Origin of the sequence: Nonlabens spongiae (assembly GCF_002117125.1) — a bacterium.
In the GTDB taxonomy this organism is placed as follows: domain Bacteria; phylum Bacteroidota; class Bacteroidia; order Flavobacteriales; family Flavobacteriaceae; genus Nonlabens; species Nonlabens spongiae.
The window spans coordinates 2,276,867-2,301,930 of record NZ_CP019344.1 but is presented as its reverse complement, the minus strand read 5'-3'; the positions used below and the strand labels follow the sequence as shown (position 1 = coordinate 2,301,930).

Below are 25,064 nucleotides of genomic sequence, written 5' to 3'. Positions count from 1 at the left end.
ATCAAAAAAATAAACCTACATACTACGCTGGATCACTTTGAGGGTATAGAAGAGCTTCCTCAAAACGATCAATTATTGTTACGTCAAGCCCTAGAGGCGAGATTACGAGCTTATGCGCCTTATTCAAATTTTGGCGTTGGTTGTGCCATATTACTTGAAGACGGAACGGTCGTAGAAGGAAATAATCAAGAAAACGCCGCTTATCCCTCAGGATTATGTGCCGAACGAGTGGCTATTTTTGCGGTAGGAGCAAACCATCCAGGTAAGATTATCAAGAAGCTGGCTATCACAGCTGGACCGCTTGATGGAAGCTTTGACAAACCCGTACCGCCTTGCGGCTCTTGCCGTCAATCCATTGCTGAATTTGAGAATAATCAACAACAACCTATTGAAATTCTTTTCATGGGAACTCAAGGCGCTGTCATGCGTGCAGGCTCGATCAGTGATCTGCTGCCACTGATTTTTGACAGGGATTATTTGTAATACGCAAACGTTTTCTTACGCAATTACCTGCATTTCAGCTCAAACTATAAGAGCTTTTTAAGGCAATAGGTGTTTTTGTTTCTCTTATTTTGGTCTACTTTTGTTATTCGTTTTTTGCCTGAACGGTACGTGTTTGTAGGCTGTTAGTGGTTGATGGGTTCTCGCTTTCGCGAAAGCGTAACCTAAAAGACCACCGCTTCCTGAAAAATGGCACTGAGAAGGCTCTTGATTACAAATAATACGATCAATGAAAAAAGTCACAAAAGACGTTTTGCTCAACTGGTACGAAGAGATGCTCTTCTGGAGAAAGTTTGAGGACAAGCTCGCACAGGTTTACATTCAACAAAAAGTAAGAGGTTTTTTACACCTTTATAATGGTCAGGAGGCGATTCTAGCAGGAGCGCTCCACGCCATGGACCTTACTAAAGATAGAATGATCACGGCCTACCGTAACCACGTACAGCCTATAGGAATGGGAGAAGACCCCAAGCGTGTAATGGCTGAGCTCTACGGTAAAGCTACCGGGACCTCTCAAGGTCTGGGTGGTTCCATGCATATTTTCTCAAAAGAGCACCGTTTTTACGGAGGGCATGGAATCGTGGGAGGACAAATTCCTCTGGGAGCGGGTATCGCTTTTGGTGACAAGTATCACGATCGTGACAATGTTACACTTACCTTCTTTGGTGATGGTGCGGCGCGTCAGGGTTCTTTACATGAGACATTCAACCTCGCCATGTTATGGAATCTACCGGTTGTATTTTGTGTAGAAAATAACGGTTATGCCATGGGTACCAGTGTGGCTCGTACTGCAAACCATACTGATATATGGAAGCTGGGTCTGGGTTATGAGATGCCATGTGGACCAGTAGACGCCATGGATCCTGAAAAGGTGGCTGAAGCGATGCATGAAGCCATCGAGAGAGCGCGTAACGGTGGAGGTCCTACATTCTTAGAATTGAAGACTTATAGGTATAGAGGGCACTCCATGAGTGACGCTCAAAAATACCGTACTAAAGATGAGGTGGCTGAGTATCAAAAAATTGATCCTATCACGCAGGTGAAAGAACGCTTGATGAGCGAGCACGATGTTGCAGAAGCTGATATCAAGGAGATCGATAAGAGAGTAAAATCACGCGTCGCAGAATGTGAGAAGTTTGCAGAGGAGTCACCATTCCCAGAAACTTCTGTGATGTACGATGCAGTATACGAGCAAGAAGATTACCCATTTTTACCCGCAAAACTTTAATTAGATGGCAGAAATCATAAACATGCCCAGGCTGAGCGACACCATGGAAGAAGGTGTGGTGGCAACTTGGTTAAAGCAAGTAGGAGATAAAGTTGAAGAAGGCGATATCCTTGCCGAAATCGAGACTGACAAAGCAACTATGGAGTTTGAGTCCTTTTCTGAGGGAACGCTTCTTCACATAGGTGTTCAAGAAGGTGAGACGGCTCCCGTAGATCAATTACTCTGCATAATCGGAGAAGAGGGAGAAGACATTTCTAACTTGCTGGATGGTAAGGGATCTGATTCTAATGATGATTCAGAGAACAAGAAAGAGAACACCGACTCTGACTCTGAAGATGACTCAGAAGATCAGGAGTCAGATGAAGACGATTCAGAGAAAGAATCTGAATCTGAAGAATCAAATGATGATGCAAGCGGGAGTGAGGACTTGCCAGAAGGTGTTGTAATTGTTACCATGCCACGCTTGAGCGATACCATGGAAGAAGGTACGGTGGCCACCTGGTTAAAACAAGAAGGTGATCAAGTTGAAGAAGGCGATATTCTCGCTGAAATTGAGACCGATAAAGCCACCATGGAATTTGAGTCTTTTGAAAGTGGTACACTGCTTAAGATAGGAATTCAAGAAGGTGAAACCGCAAAGGTGGATGCCTTGCTAGCCATTCTGGGTCCAGAAGGAACTGATGTCTCAAACATCAATACTGATTCTGCCGATAAACCTGCCAAAACAGAAAAGAAAGAATCCAGAAAATCGGAGCCTAAAGAAAAAAATAAAGAGGAGAAGAAAGAAGAGCCTAAAGCTCAAAAATCAGAACCAAAGAAAACTACGGAACCTGCCCAAAAGCAAAGTTCAAGCAACGATTCCGGTCGTGTTTTTGCCTCGCCTCTTGCTAAGAAAATGGCTGAAGAAAAAGGCATCAAACTGAGCGATGTACAAGGTTCTGGTGAGAATGGGCGTATCGTAAAAAGCGATATTGAAAACTATACACCTTCTGCTAATTCAGGTTCAGCCGCTGGTGCACCTTCATACCAGCCAGTGGGAGAAGAATCGTTTGAGGAGATACCTAATTCCCAAATGCGTAAAACCATCGCCAAGCGATTGGGTCAGTCTAAATTTACAGCGCCTCATTATTATTTGGGACTCGATCTGGATATGGATAATGCTATTGCCAGCCGCAAGGCGATCAACGAGCTTCCAGATACCAAGATCAGTTTTAATGACATGGTGATCAAGGCAGCGGCGATGGCACTTAGAAAACACCCTAAGGTAAACACGCAATGGACTGATAAAAATACAATTGTTGCTAAGCACATTCACGTAGGGGTTGCTGTCGCAGTTGAAGATGGTCTTCTGGTTCCTGTATTGCCGTTTGCAGATCAAATGAGCATGCAGCAAATAGGCGCAAAAGTGAAGGAGCTTGCCGGTAAAGCTCGTAACAAAAAGCTACAGCCCAAGGAAATGGAAGGCAGTACATTCACCATTTCTAACTTGGGAATGTTTGGAATTACTGAATTTACCTCCATTATCAATCAGCCTAACTCGGCAATCATGTCAGTAGGTGCGATCGTACAGAAACCTGTGGTTAAGGACGGTCAGATGGTGATAGGAAACGTTATGAAAGTAACTCTTGCCTGCGATCACAGAACGGTGGACGGTGCAACGGGAGCAGCGTTCCTACAGACATTCAAGTCGTATATCGAGAATCCTATTGTGATGTACGTTTAAGCATAATTCAAATTGATTAGGAAGCCCTGGATGTATTGTTCAGGGCTTTTTTGTTGTTACGCTTTCGCGAAAGCGAGAGATGTTGTGCATTACTGAGATTATTCTTGAACCATTTCTCATGAGCGAAGCCCCTTTTGGGGGTTTGGGGGCATTAACGTGATTATCTCAATCATCTTGACTACCTTTGAAAGGCTATGAAACAACCGCCTATCGACATACAGATCAAAACGCTCCCGCTCTCTCCTGGCGTGTATCTCTATTATGATAAAAAAGATCGGTTGCTTTATGTAGGGAAAGCAAAGAAGCTGAAGAAGCGCGTTCAGTCCTATTTCACAAAAAGTCACGATAGTTTCAGGATACGTACGATGGTTAAAAACATCCATCGCATTGAACATATTGTGGTAAACACAGAAACTGACGCCCTGTTACTGGAGAATAGTTTGATCAAAAGTCGCAACCCACGGTACAATATCATGTTGCGAGATGACAAGACCTATCCGTGGCTTTGCATTAAAAACGAGCGTTTCCCCAGAGTTTTCCTTACGCGTAAAATGATTAAGGATGGTAGTGAGTATTTTGGCCCGTACACGAGTGTAAGAACGGTAAGAACGCTGCTAGAACTTGTAAAATCGCTTTATCCCATACGCACCTGTAAATATGACTTGCAACAAGAAAAAATCGATGCAGGTAAATTCAAATTGTGTCTTGAGTATCACATAGGAAACTGTAAAGGGCCTTGTGTGGGACTACAAAGCGAGGCTGCCTACAATCGCAGTATCGAGGCTATAAGAGGGATCGTAAAAGGAGATTTCAAACAAGCTGTCCAGTACTTTACAGAACTCATGCAAGAGCATGCAGAAAAAATGGAGTTTGAAGATGCTCAACGCATCAAAGAGAAGTTGGATATTCTTACGAGATACCAGGCCAAGTCAACCGTAGTGAATCCCAACATTTCAAATGTGGATGTATTTACTATTGTAAGTGATGAAGGCGCTGGTTATGTGAACTACCTCCAGATCAATCATGGAGCAATAACCAGATCACATACCCTGGAACTGAAAAAACAACTTGATGAATCAGATCAAGAGTTGTTAGAGCTAGCAATTATTGAGTTGCGCAATAGATTTGATTCTCAGTCTAGAGAAATCTATACACCTTTTGAGGTAGATCTAGGTGAAGAGCTCAAAGTTACTGTTCCTAAATTAGGAGATAAAAAACGCATCATCGAGCTTTCAGAGCGTAATGCAAAATACTACCGTCAAGAACAATTTAAAACGATCAAAATCGTTGATCCAGACAGACACGTAAACCGTCTCATGGCCCAAATGAAAGCAGATCTACGACTGGATGAAGAGCCCAGACACATGGAGTGTTTTGACAATTCAAACATTCAGGGAACTAATCCTGTCGCGGCTTGCGTGGTTTTCAAAGACGGTAAACCCAGCAAAAGCGATTACAGGCATTTCAACATTAAAACCGTAGAAGGTCCCGATGATTTTGCCAGCATGGAAGAAGTGGTGTACCGACGCTACAGAAGGCTGCTCGAGGAAGACCAGCCATTACCACAACTTGTCATCGTAGATGGAGGGAAAGGTCAGCTCTCAAGTGGCGTTAAAGCGCTCGATCGATTGGGTCTGAGAGGAAAAGTTCCCATCATTGGTATTGCAAAAAGATTAGAAGAACTCTTTTATCCAAATGATCCCGTCCCTTTATATCTAGATAAACGCTCTGAGAGCCTAAAGGTGATTCAGCAAATGCGTAACGAGGCGCACCGTTTTGGGATTACCCACCACAGAAACAAACGCAGTAAGCAATCCATTGAGACGGAACTAGATAACATTCCAGGAATAGGTGAAAAAACGACCATTCAGTTATTACAGCATTTCAGAAGTGTAAAACGCATCAAAAAAGCACCTTTCAAAGAACTAGAAGAAGTGGTAGGAACTTCTCGTGCCCAAAAAATCATAGATCACTACAATACCACTACTACCTGATGAAGAAAGCCTTCTTTATATCGTTTCTATTGATGGGGATTTTATCTTTTTCTCAAGATGATGTCAAGAAAGCATCAAAAGATCCCAAGGTTGGTTTAGTGTTATCGGGAGGTGGCGCAAAGGGTTTAGCACACATCGGTGCATTGAAGGTTATTGACTCGCTGGGTATCGAGATCGACTACATTGCTGGAACGAGCATGGGAGCGATTATAGGTTCCTTATATGCTAGCGGCTACACAGGTAAGCAGTTGGACTCGATTTTTGAAAAAACCAATTTTGACGATCTCATCTCAGACGATATTCCTAGAGGAGCTAGGACACTTAAAGAGCGCTTGAGATCTGAGCGTTATGCCGTGACTTTACCTTTTAAGGATTTTAAGGTGGAATTGCCTAGCAGCTTGAGTAAGGGTCAGAACGTCTATAATTTTCTTTCAAGGTTGTTAGTACACGTTAGAGATGAGCAGGATTTCAGCAAATTACCTATCCCATTTTTTTGCATCGCTACAGATATTGAGAACGGTCAGGAGATCGTTTTAGAAAACGGTTACCTGCCTAGAGTAGTAAATGCCAGTGGCGCGCTGCCCAGTATTTTTGCTCCCGTAGAAATTGATGGACGGCTGCTGACTGACGGTGGCGTGACAGATAACTATCCTGTTGAGAAGCTTCGAGAAAAAGGAATGGACTTTATCATAGGAGTCGACGTACAAGACGATTATAAAAGCCGTAATGAGCTTTCAGGTGCTCTCGATATTTTGACACAGATCAACAATTTCCGTACGATTCAAGACATGGAAAAGAAACGTCCTAAAACAGACATATACATTCATCCAGATATTAAAAAGTTTACGGTAGTATCATTTGATGAGGGACGTGATATCATTACTTCAGGTGAGAAGGCCACCATTGATCATGCAGATGATCTAAAGAAATTGAGTACGGGATATAAAAAAGAACTACTTTTAGGTACTGGACGTGAGGGCATTTATATCAATTCTGTTTCAGTAAGTGGTAATTCAAACTATTCAGACAATTACGTGACCAGTAGGCTCAAACTGAAGGCTCCTGGATACATCTATTTTGAGGATTTGCGCAACGGGATCAACAATTTGCAGGCCACTCAAAACTTTACCAAAATCAATTATTCTATAAATCTGACTAATAGAGGAAATCAATTACAGATTAACGTTATTGAGACAGATGTAAAAAATTCACTGAATTTGAGCCTGCATTATGATGAGCTTTTTAAAAGTGGAGCCCTCATTAATCTCACTCGTAAAAATATCTTATTCAATCAAGATATGGGCTCGATAGACTTCATCGTGGGAGATAATCTTAGGTACAATTTTAATTACGATGTGAATCTGGACATTTACTGGTCTATAGGTTTTAACAGCGATTCCCACAGGTTCACAAAAGATGTGAGCACTGAACTCATTGAGGGTCTAACCCCTGCTGAATTTCCCAATGTCAATAATATAGACCTGAGGTACCGCGAGTACAATCAGCGATTGTTTTTCCGTACAAAAATTGATCGCCGGTTTAACCTCACCTCCGGACTGGAACTCAAGTCTTTTAACCTTTTCACAGAAACGCTAGCCACAAATGATCCAGAAGAGCAGCGTACGATCTTTGACAGGAGCAGTTCAACCAGCATCTTTGGAGACTTGGAATACGATAGTTATAATCATCCCATTTATGCGAGTTCCGGATGGTTTATAAAAGGAGGTTTTAACTTTTATTTCCTGAATACAGAATTCAAAGAGGATTTTAATAAGTTCTCTATCGCAGAATTACAGGTGGGACGTGCCTTCAGTTATGGGAAATTCAGTTTGCGTACTGAGGGACATGTGGGAGTGACTATAGGTTATCCAGAGCGACCCTCCTTAAATTTTTACCTTGGAGGTTATGGGAATCAGCGTTTTTCAAATTACGTCCCTTTCTATGGCTATGATTTTATTGACATAAGTGGTGACACTATGATTAAATTTTTGGGAGAGTTGGATTACGAGCTTTTTCCAAAAAACCACCTTTCTTTTCATGTCAATCTCGCCAGTGTGCAAGATGAGCTTTTTGAACAAGACGACTGGTTTACAAATGCGCGATATACGGGCTATGCTCTGGGTTATGGAATAGAGACTTTTCTAGGTCCGGTAGAATTGAAGTACAGCTTTTCTCCACAGCGTGATGATGCTGAGGTTTTTGTGGTAATAGGATTTAGGTTCTAACTTCAAAAGATTGATACGGTTTGTTGAGATCTCGCTTTCGCGAAAGCGTACTATCTAAAATAAGTAGTTCACAAAAGAAATACTTCTAACTAACTGGGTGCATTTGTAGAATTTTACGAAATTTACAGAATAGCAAAACCTGAAGATGCCTTTTTACCATAAGCTGGGGAAAATTCCACCCAAACGACACACGATTTTTAAGAAACCTGATGGATCGCTCTATTACGAGCAGCTCTTTGGGACTATAGGATTTGATGGAATGTCCACAAATTCCTATCACATGCACCGCCCCACAATGGTGAAGGAAATCAAAGGTTCTTACAGCGTTGCGCCTGAAATTGCACTTGAAAACCACTTGAAATCCTATCGATTAAAGGGCTTTCAAATCACGCCAGCTCCAGATTATCTGGAGAGCCGCAAAACAGTATTGACTAATAGTGATGTGAGCATCATTCTGGCTGCACCACAAGAATCCACAAAAGATTATTTCTATAAAAACTCAGATGCAGATGAGCTGATTTTTGTGCATAAAGGATCTGGCGTCTTGCGTACCCATCTTGGGAATCTCGAGTTTAAATATGGAGACTATTTATTAATCCCGCGCGGGATTATTTACAAGATCGATTTTGATACAGAGGTGAACCGATTTTTCATCGTAGAAAGCCGCAGACCGATCTACACACCTAAGCGTTACCGCAATTGGTTCGGTCAGTTGCTGGAGCACTCGCCCTTTTGTGAGCGCGATTTGCGCAGACCGGAAACACTTGAAACGCACGATGAAAAGGGCGATTTCTTGATGAAGGTAAAAAAGCAAGACGAGATTTTTGACATGGTTTATGCCTCCCATCCATTTGATGTGGTAGGTTACGACGGTTATAATTTTCCATACGCTTTTTCCATTCATGATTTTGAGCCCATAACGGGTCGCATACACCAGCCGCCACCAGTGCATCAAACCTTTGAGACTGATGCGTTTGTAGTATGCAGTTTTGTACCTAGGTTGTACGATTACCATCCAGAAAGTATACCGGCACCCTACAATCACAGTAACATTGATAGCGATGAGGTACTCTATTATGTAGATGGAGACTTTATGAGCCGTAATGATATAGAAGCGGGACACATAAGTCTACACCCGGCAGGAATCCCCCATGGGCCACATCCTGGAGCGGTAGAGCGCAGTATAGGTCAAACAGAAACCGAGGAACTTGCGGTAATGGTAGATACCTTTAAACCGCTCAAAGTGACAAAAGACGGACTCGCGATTGCTGATGACAGCTATCATAAGAGCTGGCTGGAATAAAAAGATTAATATTTACTTACTAAATCAATAAAACATTGGAAAATTCTACTAATTCTGGGTTTGATAATGCAAACTCTAACAATCCTGAAAGGATGCAATCTAATCAAGGTGGATTCGGGAATGATCATCTTAATGCAAAACTACCTGCAGATCCCACCTCTATGACGCTGGCAATTATAGCGCTATGTCTTTTTGTAATATGTTGTTGTGTAGGTGGTTACTACATCTCATTGATTCTGAGTATAATTGGTTTGGTATTGGCAAACAGTTCGATCCGTAGATACAATGAATCACCTCAAGATTTTGATCCAAATAGTTTGAGAAAAGTCCAAAGCGCAAAAACCTTCAACCTAGTGATGTTGATCGTTAGTGCAGTTGTAGTTGTCTTAGGTATTTTGAGTATGATCATGAATTTTGCTTTCTTGGATCGTGATCTTCTGGAAGAAATAATGGAGCAACAAGGTATTGAAATGGACTCTATGGAAGAGTACGATTCTGAAGATGCTTCTGAAGATACTTATCAAACTACAGAAGATGATTGGGAGTACGAGGAAGATCCAGAACCAGAATCCATAGAAACGGATTCTATTTTAAATTAAGATTTAATCATATTCATGGAAAACCCCACTTCCCAAGGCAATAATTACGGAAACAAGCATCCGTATGAAGGTCAAAAATTACCAGCAGATCCTCTGGCGCTTACGCTGGGCATAGTATCATTAGTTATTTTTCTAGTTTTATGCTGGTGTTACGGAGTTATCGCTATCATTACTCTAATTCTAGGTATTATAGGACTTGTACAAGCAAATCGAAGTCTTAAAATTTATCGATCTAATCCAGATAAGTACAGTCAAGCCACTTTTAGAAGCGTCCAGAATGGGCGTATCTTGAATATAATAAGTGTAGTTCTCTCATCATTGGTAACAATCGGCTTTCTTATTCTGGCTCTATTTTTTGGAAGCATATTCTATTCTATAATGGATGGAGATTGGGAGAACATAGGAAATCCAGACCAATTTGAGCAACGAATTTATGGTGAAGATGATGGCGTTCTAGAAGAAAGTACTGATGACTGGATCTATGAAGATGATATAGAAGACATTGATGCGGAACCTGATACCCTCTCCACTCCAGAACCACCCGAAGAAGTTATTTTTGACAATTAAATTTAGTATCTTAACAAAAAACAGCATTCATGCCTGCAGAAATAAAAAACTTACGCGATTTAAAAAACACTGAATACGGACTCAAAAAACTGTTTCAAGAAGCCGAAGATTTTTTACCGCTTTTGGGAACGGATTATGTAGAACTCTATGTGGGTAATGCAAAGCAAAGTGCCCATTTCTATAAAACGGCTTTTGGTTTCCAGTCTGAGGCCTACGCAGGTCTTGAAACTGGTTTGAAGGATCGGGTTTCTTACGTGTTGCGTCAGGGTAAAATACGATTGGTCCTAACAACGCCTCTTCAGAAAGATGGAGAATTAAACAGACACATTAATGAGCACGGTGATGGGGTAAAAGTGGTCGCCTTATGGGTAGAAGATGCAGTCAAAGCCTTTGAAGAAACCACCAAACGAGGAGCAAAACCTTACCAAGAACCACAAACTCACGAAGATGAAAACGGAAAAGTGATCACCTCAGGAATTTATACTTATGGTGAGACCGTTCACATGTTTGTACAACGTGATGAGTACAATGGAATTTTCCTTCCCGGATTTGAAAAATGGGAATCACACTACAATCCAGAGCCAGTAGGCTTGAAGTTCATCGATCACATGGTAGGAAATGTTGGTTGGAATGAGATGAACACTTGGTGTAAGTTCTATGGCGAGGTTATGGGTTTTGCACAAATCATTTCTTTTGTCGACGATGACATTTCTACGGACTACACCGCACTCATGAGTAAAGTAATGAGTAACGGTAACGGCCGCGTCAAATTCCCCATCAATGAACCCGCCGAAGGAAAGAAAAAATCACAAATCGAGGAATACCTTGATTTTTACAATGGTCCTGGCGTGCAACACATCGCCGTAGCCACCGATGATATCGTCGCAACTGTAAGCGCGATGCGCGATCGTGGTGTAGAATTTCTCTACGTGCCAGATGCGTATTACGATGATTTATTAGAGCGCGTAGGCGACATTGATGAAGACGTTGAAGTGCTTAAAAAGCACGGTATTCTTATAGACCGCGATGAAGAAGGTTACTTACTCCAACTCTTCACTAAAACCGTAGTGGACCGCCCCACCATGTTTATTGAGGTAATCCAGCGCAAGGGAGCGCAGTCTTTTGGCGTTGGGAATTTCAAGGCGTTGTTTGAGGCGATTGAGCGCGAGCAGGCGAGGAGGGGGACTTTGTAGAAAGACTGTAAAGTATGAAATTATCTGCCTCACAGCTTTATGACGCTCTGGTAAATGACTATGGAATTATTGGAGAAACTGGAAACATCAAGTTTACGGTAAAAGACTTAAGCATCTTGATCAAGACTAAAGATTCTGTTGGAAATTTACTTCAGGAATGGCTTAAAGCTTGGTTTACTGAGAATTCTATTGATTTTGTTGAAAACAATAATTCTCAATCCTTTCCTGACTTTTTATTGAACCCAGATGATTTTACAAAAGGCCTTCTTGAGGTTAAGTCTTTCGACTTTGATAGAGGTCCAGGTTTTGATCTTGCAAATTTCGATTCTTATTGCAACTCTTTACTGACTCATGCGTATCGTCTAGATTCAGATTACTTAATCCTATCTTATCAAATGATTGATGGACAAATCGGAATCAAGAATGTATGGTTGAAAAAAATATGGGAGTTAGCGTGTCCAAGTAGTACATACCCATTGAAGGTACAGGAGAAGAAAAATGTAATTTATAACATCAGACCCAGCGTCTGGTATTCAACGCGTTCTAAATTTAAGCCCTTCAATTCAAAAGAAGAATTTCTTTCTGCGTTAAACAATACAAGATATCAATATCCACAAACACGTTTCAAAAATGGACATTGGTTGAATAAAGTACTAAAAAATTACGAAGAATATACAGGTGAAATGCTTGTTGTAGAATAGTCTAATGAACTTTGAAATTTTATAGCTAATCTGCTGGCAACATGTTCCACTACGGGTACTGCTACTGTGTTGCCTAAAAGGTCAAAAGCTTCATTTTTCTTTACAGGGAGCTCATACCATTCAGGATAACCGAATAGTCTGAGACCTTCTCTTACTGTAAGTCTTCTTAGTCCTCCATTATCAGGAACAGCAAGTCTGGAAGCGTCAGTTGCCACGATAGTCGGTGCGATGTCCTCTGGGTCAAGTATCTTATTTATCTCAAAACTTAGTTTACCTGTTACTATGTTATAACCTTTAGGTTTGGTCTCGTCATAAACACGGTACTTTCTAAAACCTTGCGAAGTTTGCTCTTTCACTAATTTTTTAGGATGTTCAAAGCGTAAATATCCTTTTCTAACCAAGTCCTCTAACATTTCTTCTAGGTGTTTGAAATTAGAAAATGTTGCAATCTGATCTAAGGTCAATGCCATACCATCCATCCAATCTATACCAATTTCTTCCGCCCAATGTTTTTTCCTTCGCTCTTTAAATAATTGGTTCAATAAAATAATCTGGTCATCAGAAACGGGCCCTCTTAAACCAATGTCCCAGCTATGAATATTGTTTTCACCTCCTCTTTTATCCTTAATTGACTTTCCATACAAATCTTCCAATTCAAAATTGCTGAGCAATTTCTGGGTAAAATTTGTATCTAAAGGTTCTAATCCTTTCTCCAATATGGACTTCAAAGGCTTATAATTAACACTTTCAACACTCAATGATACTTTTTCGCCTCTTGTCCCTACTATAAAAATTCTTTTTCTGGACTGTGGCAATCCGAAATCTAAAGAGTCTAAAACTTTCCAAGAAACCTGATATCCTAATTCGTTCTCAAGTTTAAATAGAATTGTTTTTAATGTACGTCCAATTTTATCATTCTTGTCCTCTAGGTCATGTTTAACAAGACCCTCAACATTTTCCAAAATAAAGCCGTGAGGTTTTTTTTCCTTTAAAATTCTTTCTATTTCGAAAAACAAAGTGCCGCGGGTATCCAAAAACCCTTGACGTTTCCCACCCGCACTAAATGGCTGACAAGGGAAGCCAGCAAGAAGAAAATCAAAATCTGGTATGAATTCATTTGGAATATCAAAAATGTTTCCACCAAAGAAATCGTTATCAAAGTTGTGTTCAAGCGTTTTAACCGCATATGATTTGATTTCAGAGGTTAAAACACATTCTGTTTCGTACCCCAAACTTTTGAATGCGTTTTCAAACCCTATCCTAATTCCTCCCATTCCGGCAAACAAATCAATAAACTTAACTTTTGTCATGATCTATGCTTCGATTTTGTATTTTGATTCTGGCTCTGCTGCCATAAGTATTTCTGTCTCGTAACTGGTAATTTCAATCTTATCACAACCTATCGCAATTAAACATTGAATTAAAAATGTTGCACTAAAACTCCCTCTGCTTATCTTACTGTCAATGCTTGATTTAGATTCTTTAACTCCTAAATTATGCAAAAGATCGGCTAGTTCAGCATGAGAAACCCCTCGTTTAACCAATTCTGATTTGAGCAACCTTTTCACCTTATCATTCCAGTTTGCCACAGATAACTAACTTTGTGTTTGCAAATATGCCTTATAATTTGCATATATGCAAATTATAAGGCGTAAGTGAGAATTTTAACGTTAGAAATGATTTTTCGGTTTAAGCAGAAACTAATGGGAAAATTCACTCCTCCGGCAACTCCCCTACAAACATCCAAGCCGAATCATAGCCCAAATTTTTGATTTCGGTAAGAGCGTTTGAAGCTTCTTCACGGGTGGCGTAGCTGTCAAAAGCGACATTGTGCAATCCATAAGAGTTCACGCCTATTACTTTTGCGTTGTACCCTTTGTTTTTGAGTTGGCGCACGCGCTTTGCAGCGTTTGCAGGTTCTCTAAAAGCTCCTGCGATAATGTGGAAATTCTTGATCTGAGGCGCCGCGGTAAGCTCAATACTCGGTAAAGGATCGCTTATAAAAATGTTAGCTTCCTGAATTCTGGTACGAAGGTGTTTGTCAGCCTTTTGCTCGATGGCGAGGGCTTCTTGCTGCTTTTGGTTCTCGTATCCTCTAAAACCTATATAACTCAAACCTAAAAGCACCGCACCAGCGGCAGCATAACGCAACCAAGGCGTAGATTTTTCAGTGGTTTCTTCTTGATCCTTTTCCTGAATCGGCATGGGGATTACGGGAACTTGATCTTCTTGCTCCTCAACTTGTGTTTCAGATTGCGGGACAACTTCACTTTGAATTGCGATCAATTCTTGCGTACTCAACCCAAAAGCTTCGGGCAAGTAGTTCAACACATACATAGGCGTGAATGAAATCCCTTGATCAGCATTAAGGGTAAAGCGACCGATCTTATAAAGTGTGGCACTGCCGTCCTCGTCCATTTGATTCTTGAGCGATTGAACGGCTCTTTCCACCTCAAGGCGCGCATCAGAAAATGGGATACTCAAGTCGCTGGCGATGTAGTTTTCTAGCAGACCATCGCTTTGTGTGATCTGAGCGTTAAGGCTCAAACCTTTTTTAGGCGGGTAAATGGTGTGCGTACTTTGAAAATACTGCGCGGGAACACGTCGTGTTATCAACGCGCCAAAACCTGGAATCACCACACACTCATGGCGATACAGCAATTCTGAGATGTATTCAGCAATATTCATCGCTACAAACATAAAAATTTACGGCTTTGATCAAAGTGACTGCGACTAGAAGTTATCAAAAATGAGCAAATTCATCTTGTCACTCTGAATGCGACGCTATGTGATTCCCGATAGCTATCGGGACAGGGTCTCTTAATACATGTTTCGATTTGTTGAGCATCAGAAGTCTTGTACAAAAAGATGGTGTCCCGACAGCTGTACGGGAACCGCTACGCTTGTCCAGCATGACAGAACTTCAAATTGTTCCGCTTTCGCGAAAGCGTACCTATTTAAAAACATTTTAACTCAAAATAGAATTGTAACTCGCGAACTTTGAGTCATCCCAAAATCATGATGAATAACTGGTTTCAAGAAATACAAGACAGCGGTCCTATTTATAAGGAAACAGTGATGAATCGTTTTCCCGTGGAACCTTTCAATACGGTCAGTAATTTTATTTTTCTTGCGACCATCTTATATTTCTCCTACCTCATTTACAAGAGCGATAAAAAACATTTGTTTCTTACGATTTGTATGCCGGTGTACCTCATCGGTTTTATAGGTGGAACGGTGTATCATGCGACCCGCAGCGCAGAAATATGGCTGCTCATGGACTGGGTACCTATCGTGTTACTCTGTCTGGCGTGTAGTATTTATTTCTTGATTCGTGCCAAAACTACGCTACTCAGCAAGATTGTTTTGCTCTTTGTGGTGATCTTGCTTAATATTTTGCCGCGCTGGCTGGATTTTCCTGCACGGTTCAGTACATCGCTGGGATATGTGGGAACTGGAGCTGCAGTAGTGTTACCGCTTGTCTTTTATGGCAAGAGTATTAAATGGAGGTATTTTGGAAATATCATTTTGTCAATTTTGTCCTTTATTGCGGCGGTGAGCTTCCGTACGCTGGATCGATTACAGGATCTCGATATGTTCTGGATGGGAACCCACTGGTTATGGCATACACTGGGAGGAGTTGCCGTCTTTTTCCTGATGCGGTACATCTATCTGGATCAAGAGAAATCGGTGGGTGCAGAATCACGTGAACAGCGTAAATTGGTTTAAATTTGTCCCCCTATATTTTTTTGCATGTTAGATAAGGTAAAAGAGCAATTAGAACGCGTTGAGCAGTTTACAGCCGACTCAAAGGAGGCTGTGGAGCAGTTCCGTATCGAGTTTTTGGGCAGTAAGGGAACTATCAAGGATTTGTTTACCAAATTCAGGGAAGTTCCTGCAGAGCAGAAAAAAGCTTTTGGGCAGGCGATCAACGAGCTTAAGCAAAAAGCAAGCGATAAGTTAGCACAGCTCAAAGATCAGGTAGAGGACAGCGGTCAAGATCAAAAACTGATCAATGACCTCACACGACCTGGCAACCCTATTAAAGTAGGATCCAGACACCCTATAAGCATCGTGAAAAACCAAATGATCGATGTGTTCTCCCGCATAGGTTTCAATATAAGCGAGGGACCGGAGATTGAAGACGACTGGCACAACTTTACCGCTCTTAATTTGCCAGAGCACCACCCGGCGCGCGACATGCAGGATACATTTTTTATCCAGACTGATCCAGATATTTTGCTGCGCACGCACACCAGCAGCGTTCAGGTGAGGTACATGGAGAACAACCAGCCGCCTATCAGGACTATATCGCCTGGCCGTGTGTTCCGTAATGAGGCAATTAGTGCACGATCGCACTGTATTTTTCATCAGGTGGAAGGTCTTTATATTGATAAAGGCGTGAGCTTTGCAGATATGAAGCAAACCTTGCTTTATTTTACCGAGCAGATGTTTGGGAAAAGTAAGATCAGATTACGCCCATCTTATTTCCCGTTTACGGAGCCTAGTGCAGAAATAGATATTTACTGGGGACTGGAAACCGAGACTGATTACCGCATCACAAAAGGTACGGGCTGGCTAGAAATAGGCGGTTGTGGTATGGTAGATCCCGCGGTTTTGACGAATTGTAAGATCGATCCAGAAGAATACAGTGGTTTTGCCTTTGGTATGGGCGTGGAGCGCATCGCCATGCTTTTGTATCAAATAGGAGACATACGCATGTTTTTTGAAAACGACGTGCGCTTCCTCAAGCAGTTTTCAAACGCGATCTAGGTTGGCACGCCGGCTCATTTTTGTGTATAACGCAAATTCCGGGAAGTTCAACGCTTGGCTGGATAGTGCTCACAAAATTTTGAGTCCCAAAACCTACCAGTGCCGTTTATGTGATCTGACTTACGGAATATTTAAGGAGAATGAAGACTGGGCACGCTTTCGCGAAAGCGTAATTAAATCAAACCCTGATCTACAGTTGGAATTTCTTCATATAGACGAGTTTGAGAAAAAGTACTGGTCCAAGTGGCTGCCTAAATATCAGTATCCCTGCATCTTAGAAAAAAGTGAGCAGCCGCAGGATTACAACGATGGGTTTGGAACCAACTCTGGGCTTGATGTTTTTATGAGTCAAGAAGAAATGAATAGAATAGATAACACCCATGCGCTCATCGATTCCATCACCAAAAAATTGAAATTATGAAAAAATATCTATGGGGTTTTGTTCTTTTTATTGTCTTCATTGTAGTTGGAGCGATTTCTATTATAGCTGAAGTTCTTGAATTTTTTATGGGTGTGATGCTCATTGGTTTTGGAGTTCTAGCAGCTGTTGTACTTTATATCTACGCTAAGTTCAAAGGATAAAATCATGAAAAAAGACATTGAAATTCCCAAGGTTAAAAATGTTTATATAGCCATTGCTAAGGAATGGAACGAGGACTTCTCGTCAAACGATTGGAACGTCTACCTCGTCAATGATTCAAGAGAAGCGATGGAGTCTGTGATGATCATGAGCCGTGGGAAACACGATGATGGACGCAAGACAGCAACCTTTAGACACGCTTTCAAAGTGGTAGCTGCAAAATCATCAATCAAGGTAGAATTGATCATGCCAGAGGTTTTTGGATTTGAGAACGAGTTCATTCTTACCTACTTCCAGAACGGAAAGCTGTACGACACCGTTTTTACAGCACCACCACATTCTATCAACGAAGAGTCAGCGACTAACGCTCCGGTTATGGATATTGAAGCGGTTGTATTAAATCCCTGATTTTACGTAATGAGGGTGATCGCCAGTAGGTGTTCAACGCTCTGAAAATAAGTTATGATTAAAAGTTTGATCCAAGTTCTTAGATACCTTAAAGAGTTTTTCAAGAAAACCTCTGGAAGATACTCTGAGCAGCTGCCGTATATCCTGATCGGTATCGTGGCGCTTGTTGTTTTTGTGGGAGGAATTCATCTTTTTGTAAATCTTACAGATTCAGTACGTGATGATGCGGTTGCACATTATGATCAGTCGATCAGTGAATTCATCACATCATACCGCTCACCGTGGCTCACGGATTATTTTACGTTTGTGACAGAGGTAGGTGATGCGCTGGGCTATTTGATAGTATTTGTGATCTGTACGATCTTATTTTACGTGGTTTTCAAGAACTGGAAATATGTGATTCAGATTTCTGCAGTTTTGATCCTAGCGCTGAGCTCCAATTTGATCTTAAAGCAAATGATTAACCGTGCGAGACCCTCTGTAGAACATCTTGTAGAGGTCAAGACGCTCAGCTACCCAAGTGGCCACGCAATGATGGCGATGGCTTTTTATGGGTTTATAATTTATTTGATCTTTCACTTCAAGCTGTCTAAAACCGTAAAATGGATCAGCGCCGTTGTTCTCACAATCTTAATTTTGAGTATAGGAATAAGCAGAATTTACCTGGGCGTTCATTACCCAACCGATATCGCAGGCGGATTTATAGCTGGATTTTTGTGGGTTGTTTTTTGTGCAATGATTTTTAATTTGATCCGCATTTTCAAACGAGATCCAAAAACTTAATTATTCAAATTTAATTCTCAATTCTCCAAGGTGGGTTCAAACCGTTTTCACCGGCAAAATATATAATGATCTGATTGTCATCTGGATCGCGCGATCTTGCCTCTCGCCAAAACCAGCTGCAATCTTCAGGATCTTCGTGAAATACAATTCCTTTTTTCATTAGATCTTTCACTTTTGAATCCAGATCATCACATTCATATTATATGTAAGTTCCGATAGGCTTTATCTTATGATCTACTTTATGTAGGGAAAAGAAGCATTACCATCAGGACATTCAAACCTCGCGTATCTTGGTAACCCTTGCACAATCAGTTTTAACCCTAATGTTTGATAAAACACGATGGATTTTCCTACGTTGCTGACCGGTATAGTGACTTGGTTGAGGTTCATGGTTTCAATTGAGAATGCTGAATTATGAATTTAGAATTTCCAGTTCTCGCTTCAGGTTTTCTCTAGCTTTAGACTCAAATCGCTCAATGAAAAATTTTGTCTTATAAATATTCTGTTTGCCTAGCATAGCTTTCAGAAACTTGGCGCGCCCTCTTCGGTACATGAAATCAGGATAGATCTTGAATTCTTTGCGCACGTTTGTAGTGTAGCATTCATAATCCTGCTGCCTAGCTCCAAGAATACTCAAATCCAAGTCTAAAAGGATATTTGTATCTGCATTTCCAGACAATTCGTGATTTTTGGTAGCTTCAATTTGACATTTGCAATGAGCAATGTCAGCAAAATTGGTTTTCCCGAGTGTTTTTTCTAGAAAATTAGCACTTTTATGCTCGTTATCTGATGTCGTTGCTTTATAAATGATGTCGTGATAAAAAATGGTAAAACTCAAACAATCGAGGTCATCTACTTGGCTTTGAACAGGTTCAAGATGATAGAACATGTTTTCAAGGTGTGTCAGATCGTGATAGTGTCTGGAAGAGTCACTGTATTTCTCGACAATCAGGTCCCAGAGTGATTGATTATAAACAGAATCCGTAGAGTATTTGGATATCAACTCTAAAAATCTACGCTCAAGAGACATATTATATTCATGTTTAATTCAGAATTCAGAATTCGTCATTCTGAATTGCCTAACTCACAAACCGCTCATCCACTTCCATCACCGTTCCGCAATTATTACAGGTGCGCAGTTCCTTTGAGCCATAAAACTCTTTAAACCTCGGTAAAAAGTCCTTCTCGATATCATTCAGTTTGAAATACGTCTCATGAAGCTTATGGTTGCAATTGTCACAAAACCACAGAAGCCCATCTACCGCATCTTCTGACACGCGCTTGCGTTCTATCACAAGTCCTATGCTGTTTTTATGACGTACCGGTGAGTGCGGCACTTTTGCTGGGTGCAGATACATATCTCCAGGACCTAATTTCATGGTGCGCTTTTCACCTTCATCTTGCACATGAACTTCAATCTCACCTTCAAGCTGATAAAAAAGTTCCTCCGTCTCGTTATAATGGTAATCTTTCCGCGCATTAGGGCCCGCCACGATCATAACAATATAATCGCCAGAGTCTACATAAAGATTTTTATTGCCTACGGGTGGTTTGAGCAATTCTCGATTATCATCGATCCATTTGTTGAGGTTGAAAGGTGCTTGAATAGCCATGATGTTTATTTTAAAAAGTGACTTGGTCGTTTTGTTTACGATGTATCACGAGTAGTTCTTCCAGATACTCGCGACTGTTGCTTAATCTAGGTATTTTGTGCTGACCGCCCAGCTTGCCTTTTTCCTTGAGCCAGTTGTAAAAAACGTTTTGTTCCGCTTTGTGGATCACGGGTTCCCGCAGTGTGGTATTGTTATATCTTTTTGCCTCGTAGTCGCTATTGACGTGTTGCAGGTTGAGGTCTAGCGCTTTCGCGAAAGCGTAAAAATCATCGGGCTCCTCGCCAAATTCCAGCATCCACTCATGAGCACCCTTTTCCTTGCCTTCCATAAAAATGGGAGCAACAGTATAGTCCTTAATGGTGCAAGGATAGTCTTTGATGGTCATTTTTAAAGCGTTCTCTGCATTCTCAATCACCAGCTCCTCACCAAAAACATTAATGTGATGTTTAGTACGACCGGTGACCTTGATGCGATAGGGATCGCGGCTGGTAAACCGCACCGTATCACCCACGTTGTAGCGCCATAAACCAGCGTTTGTGGTAATAATCACTGCATAGTTTTTACCCAGCTCAACCTCGTCCAGCGGAATCACCTTCTCTTGCGGAGTTCCATAAGTGTCTATGGGAATGAACTCATAGAAAATCCCGTAGTCCAGCATGAGCAACAGCTCTTTACTGTCGTTAGTATCTTGAATCGCAAAGAAACCCTCACTGGCGTTGTAGGTCTCGTAATATTTGATGTGGTCTGCTGGTAGTAGCTTTTTAAAAGGTGCGGCATAGGGCTCAAAGCTCACGCCACCATGAAAGAATACTTCCATCGCCGGCCACACTTCAAGAATATGGTCGTAGCCAGTGGTCTCCAAAACATTGTTGAGCAGAACCATCATCCAAGAAGGTACGCCTGCCAGACTGGTCACGTTTTCATGAATCGTTTCCTGAACGATCGCTGGCATTTTTACTTCCCAGTCGGCAAGAAGAGCAATCTCATTGCCGGGCGTGGAACTATAATCTGCCCAGAAGGGCATGTTATCTATCAAAATGCTGCTCAGATCCCCAGCGGCGGTGCCGGCGCGTTTGTCTAGTTTTTTACTTCCACCCAGCCGCAGTCCTTTACCTTTGAAGAGTTTAGAGTCAGGATTGTTGTTGAGGTACATACACAGCAGGTCTTTTGCTGCGGCATAATGGCAATCTTCCAGCGATTCCTGACTTACAGGTATGAATTTACTTTTGGTATTTGTGGTTCCACTGCTCATGGCAAACCAGCGAATGTCGGTAGGCCAAAAGATATTTCCCTCGCCATTTTTGCTGCGTTCTATATCGGCACGGGAGCCTTCATAGTCCGTCAGTGGGACGCGCTCCGTAAAATCCTTGTAGGATCTGATGCTTGAGAAACCGTATTTTCTACCGTATTCTGTGTACCGAGCAAAATACACCAGATCATAGAGCACATTAAACTGCAGCTCTTGTGGGTGTTTCATAAAAAGCTCCATATCGTGTATGCGTTTCTTGAGAAACCATGATACGACGGAATTGAGCAGGGCATTTGCCATTTAGGTGAGGGGTTAGTGGTATTTTTGAGCTAAGTTAAATTCTGTAAAAGATAAAGATACTAAAATGGTTATAACGGGCACGCTGCGCAAGATGCAAACAGAACTTAAGGAAACCGTCCAATATTACGAGGTTTTCAGGGATGATTTTGTGCATGTCAACGCCCTATTGAATCAAAAAATTAGCCTCAAACACGTGGCAAATGAGTGTCTTAACTGCGGTCTGGATAAAAAGATCTGGCGACAGGGGTTTTGTTATGATTGCTTTTCCCAGATTCCGCAAGCGGGTGACTGGATTATGAAACCAGAACTGAGCCGCGCCCATCTCGATGAAGAAGATCGCGATCTGGAATATGAAAAACGCGTGCAGCTGCAACCGCACATCGTTTATCTCGCAAACAGCAGCAATGTAAAAGTAGGCGTGACCCGCAAGTCCCAGATTCCCACACGCTGGATTGATCAAGGCGCACACGAGGCTGTCATCATCGCCGAAACGCCTAACCGTTATCTCGCTGGAATCACAGAAGTTGCCCTAAAAGACTATGTAGCCGATAAAACCAACTGGCGCACGATGCTGACCAATAAAATTGAAGATGTGGATTTGTTACGCTTTCGCGAAAGCATACTCCCCCACATTCCCAAAGAGGCTCAAGAGCACATCGTCGAAGTCAACGAAGAAACGCTCATCCATTTCCCGGTAGAGCAATACCCAAAAAAGGTCAAATCTGTCAACCTTACAAAAACCCCTGAACACAGCGGCATCTTAAAAGGAATCAAAGGGCAGTACCTCATTTTTGAAGACGGTCACGTCATGAACGTGCGCAGCCACGAGGGCTTTGTGGTGGAGTTGAGGGTGGGGTGATTTATTCTGTGGCTGTAGGCAGCAAGACTTCTCTAGCAACAAATCTATGAGGTTGGGGACCTACGGCGGGACAAGCTCGTTCCTCTCCAGAGAGTTTATTTCTATAATCGACAAATACCTCAAGGTCATCAATCCAAAATTCTTCTGGCCAATCGAGAAAAGTATAGAAGGGGTATCTCTGGCCATTAGGCAAGCTGTCTAGAGGAACGTCATTCATTTCAACATAGTAATGACCTGCTCCACAAAAACCTCTATACAACACCCTGGCATTGGCAACAATGGGCTCCGGTTCAGGTTCAGAATTGTTATCGTCATCAGTATTGCATGCAAGAAACAATGGTAAAACCAGTAGCGAGAAATAGTATTTAAAATTTTTCATGATGAGATGATTTAATATTTGACAAAGGTTTTGGAATCTACGACCTGACCGTCACAGATCAATCCCTCCAAGTATAAGCTATGCTTAAAGTCAACCAGTTTTCATTCCATTCCTCACCTTCTGTGTTGAATTCTTGACTTCTGACATCGGTCACGCCTAGGTTGTATCTTAGGTTGATGTCAATGTTATCAGATATAATCACACCAACCCCAAGGAATATGCTGGCATCCAGAAAAGAAACAACTTCTCGTATGTCGACATCATTAGCACCTGTAATATTAGACGGCTCGTTAGATTCAGGATAAGAGCCGAACAGGTTTGTACCAAGCTCACCACCTATGAAACCTTGGAACTTATTTTGATAGGTATAATGCAGACTTACCGGAAAATTTATAGAATGGATAATAAAATTGTCTTCAGCATCATCTATTTGTACACCTAGATTTTGATAAGTTCCACCAGCTCTCAAAGCGAAAGAATCACTTATCCACCTATAATTAAAATAGCCGATATAAAACCCTGTTTTGGAACTGGTATTATCAAAACCGTTTATACTGGAATTAACCCCTCCCACCTCAACACTAGGGTAACAGTCTACGCAAAGTTCACCAAATTGTCCATATACACTTGAAGTCAATAGAACGAAAATCAGAAACGAGAGAGCTTTCAAATTTCTAATCATTTTTAGAGTTTTTACAATCTGCATACTCTTGAATTATTTCATTAATTCCATCTAGGGTAGTTACATCTTTGGTCAGTTTTTCAATGATAATGGATCTACATTCCTCTGAAGTGAAAAAATAATTTATTGCTCTTAATCTAATCTTTTCTTTCTTCGATTGAATATCAGACAATGGAATCATTTTCTCGTCATCCATGTGGGATATAAATGAGAAATATCCAGCATTATAGACGGTAAAAAATTGTTCCTCGCCTCTTTTCCTCTTTATTTCATATGATGCTCCATGCCTAGTAAGAACTAAATCATCATGAATACCAAAAACATGACCAACATTTCTCCAACTTTTACCACCATATCCAGGTTTATGCCAAACAAAGTCTTTTTTTCTTTTAGAATACTTAGTGGATTTTCCTATTGAAAGAAGGGCTTTGTTTCCTTTACCATAAGACACCTCAATAAACTTAACTTCTTCAATTGGGATTCTATCTTTATCACCATCGACGTATTTCAAGACTATCACTACATCAGTTTCCATGATAGGGAATCTAACTTTACCATTTTTTTCAGTACCATCATTAAAAATCACTTTACCATCAAATGATTTAGGTGGAAATTGTGAATAAGAGTAAATAGTAAACAATAAGATAATGGGAAAGAGAATAGTTTTTGCGAACTTCATTTTGATTGATTTTTATAAGTGATAAAGATATACAACTTAACGTATTAATAATATTTTGTAAAAATCAATAACTATAAATATCATTCACTCTGAACTATTCCACCCTAAACTCATAAAATCCATCTACAGATGATGCGTCTAGCGGCGCGTAGATCTGAAAAATTTTGTCCGTAGTGTCAAAGTTGTAGCTTATAAGTAAAGGTTCATTATTCCCGTTGATAAATCCGCCGAGTTTATACGTTCCCGTCTCTCTCAAAATAATTCCTATTCTGTGATTAAAACCATTAGGATCAATCGTCATCGTGTTGAAAATACGATCGTCATAAACTTCTGAAGAACCTGAAGAAGTAACCAAGTTTTCATCTAAAATGTTTATGGGTGTTGAGGTTCCAAAATCATTTTGCCAATAAAGAACTAGATTGAAGTAACCGTATCTTTCCTCCTGCGTAGAGTTCATCTCCAATAAATTGAACTGCTGACCATCAAAATCTTGTTCAAAAGCTATTGAAGTGTTTACAAAGAGCGTATCTCCTACATTGTAAGTCGCTTGTTGATTTTCAATAATGCTGACTGGATCAGTTTCCTTTGAGAATCGTTCATAAAAAATCTGATCCTCTTCAGGACAACACATAGATGCACATAAAGGCAGGGTGAGATATAGAAATCTATAGAAAAGTAGTGTGGCTTTCATGGATAAAGTTTCCATCAAGATGCCTTAATCCACA

The 25,064-nt window shown here is 41.1% G+C and carries 29 protein-coding genes; 17 read left to right on the top strand and 12 right to left on the bottom strand.

Going from position 1 to position 25,064, the window contains the following annotated elements; all coding sequences use genetic code 11:
• Window positions 1-483, top strand: a complete 483-nt coding sequence (locus BST97_RS10595; RefSeq protein WP_085767208.1) for a cytidine deaminase — start codon at window positions 1-3, stop codon at window positions 481-483.
• Window positions 484-567: 84 nt separating this feature from the next.
• On the opposite strand, the gene BST97_RS15830 is transcribed toward BST97_RS10595, so the two are convergent.
• Entirely contained in the window at window positions 568-744 is a 177-nt protein-coding gene (locus BST97_RS15830; protein WP_157111616.1) for a hypothetical protein, read from the bottom strand.
• Between BST97_RS15830 and pdhA the strand changes: the two genes are divergently transcribed.
• The 9 genes from pdhA to BST97_RS10550 all read left to right on the top strand — a co-directional run bounded on the left by pdhA (window position 731) and on the right by BST97_RS10550 (window position 12,034).
• On the top strand, window positions 731-1,729 hold the full coding sequence (gene pdhA, locus BST97_RS10590) for a pyruvate dehydrogenase (acetyl-transferring) E1 component subunit alpha (protein ID WP_085767207.1): 999 nt from the start codon (window positions 731-733) through the stop codon (window positions 1,727-1,729). The genes BST97_RS15830 and pdhA overlap by 14 nt on opposite strands.
• A 4-nt stretch (window positions 1,730-1,733) precedes the next feature.
• On the top strand, window positions 1,734-3,452 hold the full coding sequence (locus tag BST97_RS10585) for a pyruvate dehydrogenase complex dihydrolipoamide acetyltransferase (RefSeq protein ID WP_085767206.1): 1,719 nt from the start codon (window positions 1,734-1,736) through the stop codon (window positions 3,450-3,452).
• A gap of 194 nt (window positions 3,453-3,646) precedes the next feature.
• Entirely contained in the window at window positions 3,647-5,446 is a 1,800-nt protein-coding gene (uvrC, locus tag BST97_RS10580; RefSeq protein WP_085767205.1) for an excinuclease ABC subunit UvrC, read from the top strand.
• Window positions 5,446-7,671: a patatin-like phospholipase family protein gene (locus tag BST97_RS10575; protein WP_085767204.1), complete on the top strand. Its 2,226-nt coding sequence runs from the start codon at window positions 5,446-5,448 to the stop codon at window positions 7,669-7,671. Before uvrC ends, BST97_RS10575 begins: the two co-directional genes overlap by 1 nt.
• A gap of 145 nt (window positions 7,672-7,816) precedes the next feature.
• The gene (locus tag BST97_RS10570) at window positions 7,817-8,974 is read left to right on the top strand and encodes a homogentisate 1,2-dioxygenase (protein ID WP_085767203.1); all 1,158 of its coding nucleotides are present in this window, start codon (window positions 7,817-7,819) and stop codon (window positions 8,972-8,974) included.
• Window positions 8,975-9,009: 35 nt separating this feature from the next.
• Window positions 9,010-9,573: a hypothetical protein gene (locus BST97_RS10565; RefSeq protein WP_085767202.1), complete on the top strand. Its 564-nt coding sequence runs from the start codon at window positions 9,010-9,012 to the stop codon at window positions 9,571-9,573.
• A gap of 15 nt (window positions 9,574-9,588) precedes the next feature.
• A complete protein-coding gene (locus tag BST97_RS10560) occupies window positions 9,589-10,140 on the top strand; it encodes a CCC motif membrane protein (protein WP_085767201.1) in 552 nt (183 codons plus the stop codon).
• A 29-nt stretch (window positions 10,141-10,169) separates the two neighbouring features.
• Entirely contained in the window at window positions 10,170-11,333 is a 1,164-nt protein-coding gene (gene hppD, locus BST97_RS10555) for a 4-hydroxyphenylpyruvate dioxygenase (RefSeq protein ID WP_085767200.1), read from the top strand.
• A gap of 14 nt (window positions 11,334-11,347) precedes the next feature.
• Complete coding sequence (locus BST97_RS10550) at window positions 11,348-12,034, top strand: NgoBV family restriction endonuclease (RefSeq protein WP_085767199.1); 687 nt, start codon at window positions 11,348-11,350, stop codon at window positions 12,032-12,034.
• On the opposite strand, the gene dcm is transcribed toward BST97_RS10550, so the two are convergent.
• From dcm to BST97_RS10535, 3 genes are all read right to left on the bottom strand, one after another.
• The gene (dcm, locus tag BST97_RS10545) at window positions 11,995-13,344 is read right to left on the bottom strand and encodes a DNA (cytosine-5-)-methyltransferase (protein ID WP_085767198.1); all 1,350 of its coding nucleotides are present in this window, start codon (window positions 13,342-13,344) and stop codon (window positions 11,995-11,997) included. The genes BST97_RS10550 and dcm overlap by 40 nt on opposite strands.
• Before the next feature lie 3 nt (window positions 13,345-13,347).
• Complete coding sequence (locus BST97_RS10540) at window positions 13,348-13,623, bottom strand: DUF6471 domain-containing protein (protein WP_211277428.1); 276 nt, start codon at window positions 13,621-13,623, stop codon at window positions 13,348-13,350.
• Window positions 13,624-13,747: 124 nt separating this feature from the next.
• On the bottom strand, window positions 13,748-14,734 hold the full coding sequence (locus BST97_RS10535) for an HU domain-containing protein (protein WP_245833549.1): 987 nt from the start codon (window positions 14,732-14,734) through the stop codon (window positions 13,748-13,750).
• Between the two features lie 300 nt (window positions 14,735-15,034).
• Between BST97_RS10535 and BST97_RS10530 the strand changes: the two genes are divergently transcribed.
• The 6 genes from BST97_RS10530 to BST97_RS10510 are packed head-to-tail and all read left to right on the top strand — an operon-like array spanning window position 15,035 to window position 18,578.
• Complete coding sequence (locus tag BST97_RS10530; protein WP_245833548.1) at window positions 15,035-15,763, top strand: ceramidase; 729 nt, start codon at window positions 15,035-15,037, stop codon at window positions 15,761-15,763.
• A 24-nt stretch (window positions 15,764-15,787) separates the two neighbouring features.
• A complete protein-coding gene (gene pheS / locus BST97_RS10525) occupies window positions 15,788-16,807 on the top strand; it encodes a phenylalanine--tRNA ligase subunit alpha (RefSeq protein WP_085767195.1) in 1,020 nt (339 codons plus the stop codon).
• A gap of 1 nt (window position 16,808) precedes the next feature.
• Window positions 16,809-17,228 (top strand): GTPase, encoded by a 420-nt coding sequence (locus BST97_RS10520; RefSeq protein WP_085767194.1) that lies wholly within the window; start codon window positions 16,809-16,811, stop codon window positions 17,226-17,228.
• Window positions 17,225-17,389, top strand: a complete 165-nt coding sequence (locus tag BST97_RS15825) for a hypothetical protein (RefSeq protein ID WP_157111614.1) — start codon at window positions 17,225-17,227, stop codon at window positions 17,387-17,389. Before BST97_RS10520 ends, BST97_RS15825 begins: the two co-directional genes overlap by 4 nt.
• A 4-nt stretch (window positions 17,390-17,393) precedes the next feature.
• Window positions 17,394-17,795, top strand: coding sequence for a hypothetical protein (locus BST97_RS10515; protein WP_085767193.1), 402 nt, complete (start codon window positions 17,394-17,396; stop codon window positions 17,793-17,795).
• A 54-nt stretch (window positions 17,796-17,849) separates the two neighbouring features.
• Window positions 17,850-18,578 carry a phosphatase PAP2 family protein gene (locus tag BST97_RS10510; RefSeq protein ID WP_085767192.1) on the top strand — a complete coding sequence of 243 codons (729 nt, stop codon included), beginning with the start codon at window positions 17,850-17,852 and terminating at the stop codon, window positions 18,576-18,578.
• A 10-nt stretch (window positions 18,579-18,588) separates the two neighbouring features.
• Here the strand turns inward: BST97_RS10510 and BST97_RS16330 are convergent, their stop codons facing one another.
• The 4 genes from BST97_RS16330 to BST97_RS10490 all read right to left on the bottom strand — a co-directional run bounded on the left by BST97_RS16330 (window position 18,589) and on the right by BST97_RS10490 (window position 21,740).
• Window positions 18,589-18,738 (bottom strand): VOC family protein, encoded by a 150-nt coding sequence (locus BST97_RS16330; RefSeq protein ID WP_317043414.1) that lies wholly within the window; start codon window positions 18,736-18,738, stop codon window positions 18,589-18,591.
• 252 nt (window positions 18,739-18,990) lie between these two features.
• Complete coding sequence (locus BST97_RS10500) at window positions 18,991-19,608, bottom strand: HD domain-containing protein (RefSeq protein WP_085767191.1); 618 nt, start codon at window positions 19,606-19,608, stop codon at window positions 18,991-18,993.
• 49 nt (window positions 19,609-19,657) lie between these two features.
• Window positions 19,658-20,191: a 3-hydroxyanthranilate 3,4-dioxygenase gene (locus BST97_RS10495; protein ID WP_085767190.1), complete on the bottom strand. Its 534-nt coding sequence runs from the start codon at window positions 20,189-20,191 to the stop codon at window positions 19,658-19,660.
• Window positions 20,192-20,201: 10 nt separating this feature from the next.
• Complete coding sequence (locus tag BST97_RS10490; RefSeq protein ID WP_085767189.1) at window positions 20,202-21,740, bottom strand: GH3 auxin-responsive promoter family protein; 1,539 nt, start codon at window positions 21,738-21,740, stop codon at window positions 20,202-20,204.
• A 64-nt stretch (window positions 21,741-21,804) separates the two neighbouring features.
• On the opposite strand from BST97_RS10490, the gene BST97_RS10485 reads away from it, so the two are divergent.
• A complete protein-coding gene (locus BST97_RS10485) occupies window positions 21,805-22,599 on the top strand; it encodes a DUF2797 domain-containing protein (RefSeq protein WP_085767188.1) in 795 nt (264 codons plus the stop codon).
• Window position 22,600: 1 nt separating this feature from the next.
• Here BST97_RS10485 and BST97_RS10480 read toward each other — a convergent pair whose 3' ends face one another.
• The 4 genes from BST97_RS10480 to BST97_RS10465 all read right to left on the bottom strand — a co-directional run bounded on the left by BST97_RS10480 (window position 22,601) and on the right by BST97_RS10465 (window position 25,030).
• Complete coding sequence (locus BST97_RS10480) at window positions 22,601-22,978, bottom strand: hypothetical protein (RefSeq protein WP_085767187.1); 378 nt, start codon at window positions 22,976-22,978, stop codon at window positions 22,601-22,603.
• A 58-nt stretch (window positions 22,979-23,036) separates the two neighbouring features.
• Window positions 23,037-23,660 (bottom strand): outer membrane beta-barrel protein, encoded by a 624-nt coding sequence (locus BST97_RS10475; protein ID WP_169711564.1) that lies wholly within the window; start codon window positions 23,658-23,660, stop codon window positions 23,037-23,039.
• Entirely contained in the window at window positions 23,653-24,339 is a 687-nt protein-coding gene (locus tag BST97_RS10470; protein ID WP_085767185.1) for a hypothetical protein, read from the bottom strand. The genes BST97_RS10475 and BST97_RS10470 overlap by 8 nt, the downstream gene beginning before the upstream one ends.
• Before the next feature lie 94 nt (window positions 24,340-24,433).
• Window positions 24,434-25,030, bottom strand: coding sequence for a hypothetical protein (locus BST97_RS10465; RefSeq protein ID WP_157111612.1), 597 nt, complete (start codon window positions 25,028-25,030; stop codon window positions 24,434-24,436).
• Window positions 25,031-25,064 lie beyond the last annotated feature (34 nt).

Coding starts and splice junctions, on each gene's coding strand:
- pdhA (WP_085767207.1), top strand. CDS start 731: ATGAAAAAAGTCACAAAAGACGTTTTGCTCAACTGGTACGAAGAGATG.
- BST97_RS10585 (WP_085767206.1), top strand. CDS start 1,734: ATGGCAGAAATCATAAACATGCCCAGGCTGAGCGACACCATGGAAGAA.
- uvrC (WP_085767205.1), top strand. CDS start 3,647: ATGAAACAACCGCCTATCGACATACAGATCAAAACGCTCCCGCTCTCT.
- BST97_RS10575 (WP_085767204.1), top strand. CDS start 5,446: ATGAAGAAAGCCTTCTTTATATCGTTTCTATTGATGGGGATTTTATCT.
- BST97_RS10570 (WP_085767203.1), top strand. CDS start 7,817: ATGCCTTTTTACCATAAGCTGGGGAAAATTCCACCCAAACGACACACG.
- BST97_RS10560 (WP_085767201.1), top strand. CDS start 9,589: ATGGAAAACCCCACTTCCCAAGGCAATAATTACGGAAACAAGCATCCG.
- hppD (WP_085767200.1), top strand. CDS start 10,170: ATGCCTGCAGAAATAAAAAACTTACGCGATTTAAAAAACACTGAATAC.
- BST97_RS10550 (WP_085767199.1), top strand. CDS start 11,348: ATGAAATTATCTGCCTCACAGCTTTATGACGCTCTGGTAAATGACTAT.
- dcm (WP_085767198.1), bottom strand. CDS start 13,344: ATGACAAAAGTTAAGTTTATTGATTTGTTTGCCGGAATGGGAGGAATT.
- BST97_RS10535 (WP_245833549.1), bottom strand. CDS start 14,734: ATGTTTGTAGCGATGAATATTGCTGAATACATCTCAGAATTGCTGTAT.
- pheS (WP_085767195.1), top strand. CDS start 15,788: ATGTTAGATAAGGTAAAAGAGCAATTAGAACGCGTTGAGCAGTTTACA.
- BST97_RS15825 (WP_157111614.1), top strand. CDS start 17,225: ATGAAAAAATATCTATGGGGTTTTGTTCTTTTTATTGTCTTCATTGTA.
- BST97_RS10515 (WP_085767193.1), top strand. CDS start 17,394: ATGAAAAAAGACATTGAAATTCCCAAGGTTAAAAATGTTTATATAGCC.
- BST97_RS10510 (WP_085767192.1), top strand. CDS start 17,850: ATGATTAAAAGTTTGATCCAAGTTCTTAGATACCTTAAAGAGTTTTTC.
- BST97_RS16330 (WP_317043414.1), bottom strand. CDS start 18,738: ATGAAAAAAGGAATTGTATTTCACGAAGATCCTGAAGATTGCAGCTGG.
- BST97_RS10500 (WP_085767191.1), bottom strand. CDS start 19,608: ATGTCTCTTGAGCGTAGATTTTTAGAGTTGATATCCAAATACTCTACG.
- BST97_RS10495 (WP_085767190.1), bottom strand. CDS start 20,191: ATGGCTATTCAAGCACCTTTCAACCTCAACAAATGGATCGATGATAAT.
- BST97_RS10490 (WP_085767189.1), bottom strand. CDS start 21,740: ATGGCAAATGCCCTGCTCAATTCCGTCGTATCATGGTTTCTCAAGAAA.
- BST97_RS10485 (WP_085767188.1), top strand. CDS start 21,805: ATGGTTATAACGGGCACGCTGCGCAAGATGCAAACAGAACTTAAGGAA.
- BST97_RS10480 (WP_085767187.1), bottom strand. CDS start 22,978: ATGAAAAATTTTAAATACTATTTCTCGCTACTGGTTTTACCATTGTTT.
- BST97_RS10475 (WP_169711564.1), bottom strand. CDS start 23,660: ATGATTAGAAATTTGAAAGCTCTCTCGTTTCTGATTTTCGTTCTATTG.
- BST97_RS10470 (WP_085767185.1), bottom strand. CDS start 24,339: ATGAAGTTCGCAAAAACTATTCTCTTTCCCATTATCTTATTGTTTACT.
- BST97_RS10465 (WP_157111612.1), bottom strand. CDS start 25,030: ATGAAAGCCACACTACTTTTCTATAGATTTCTATATCTCACCCTGCCT.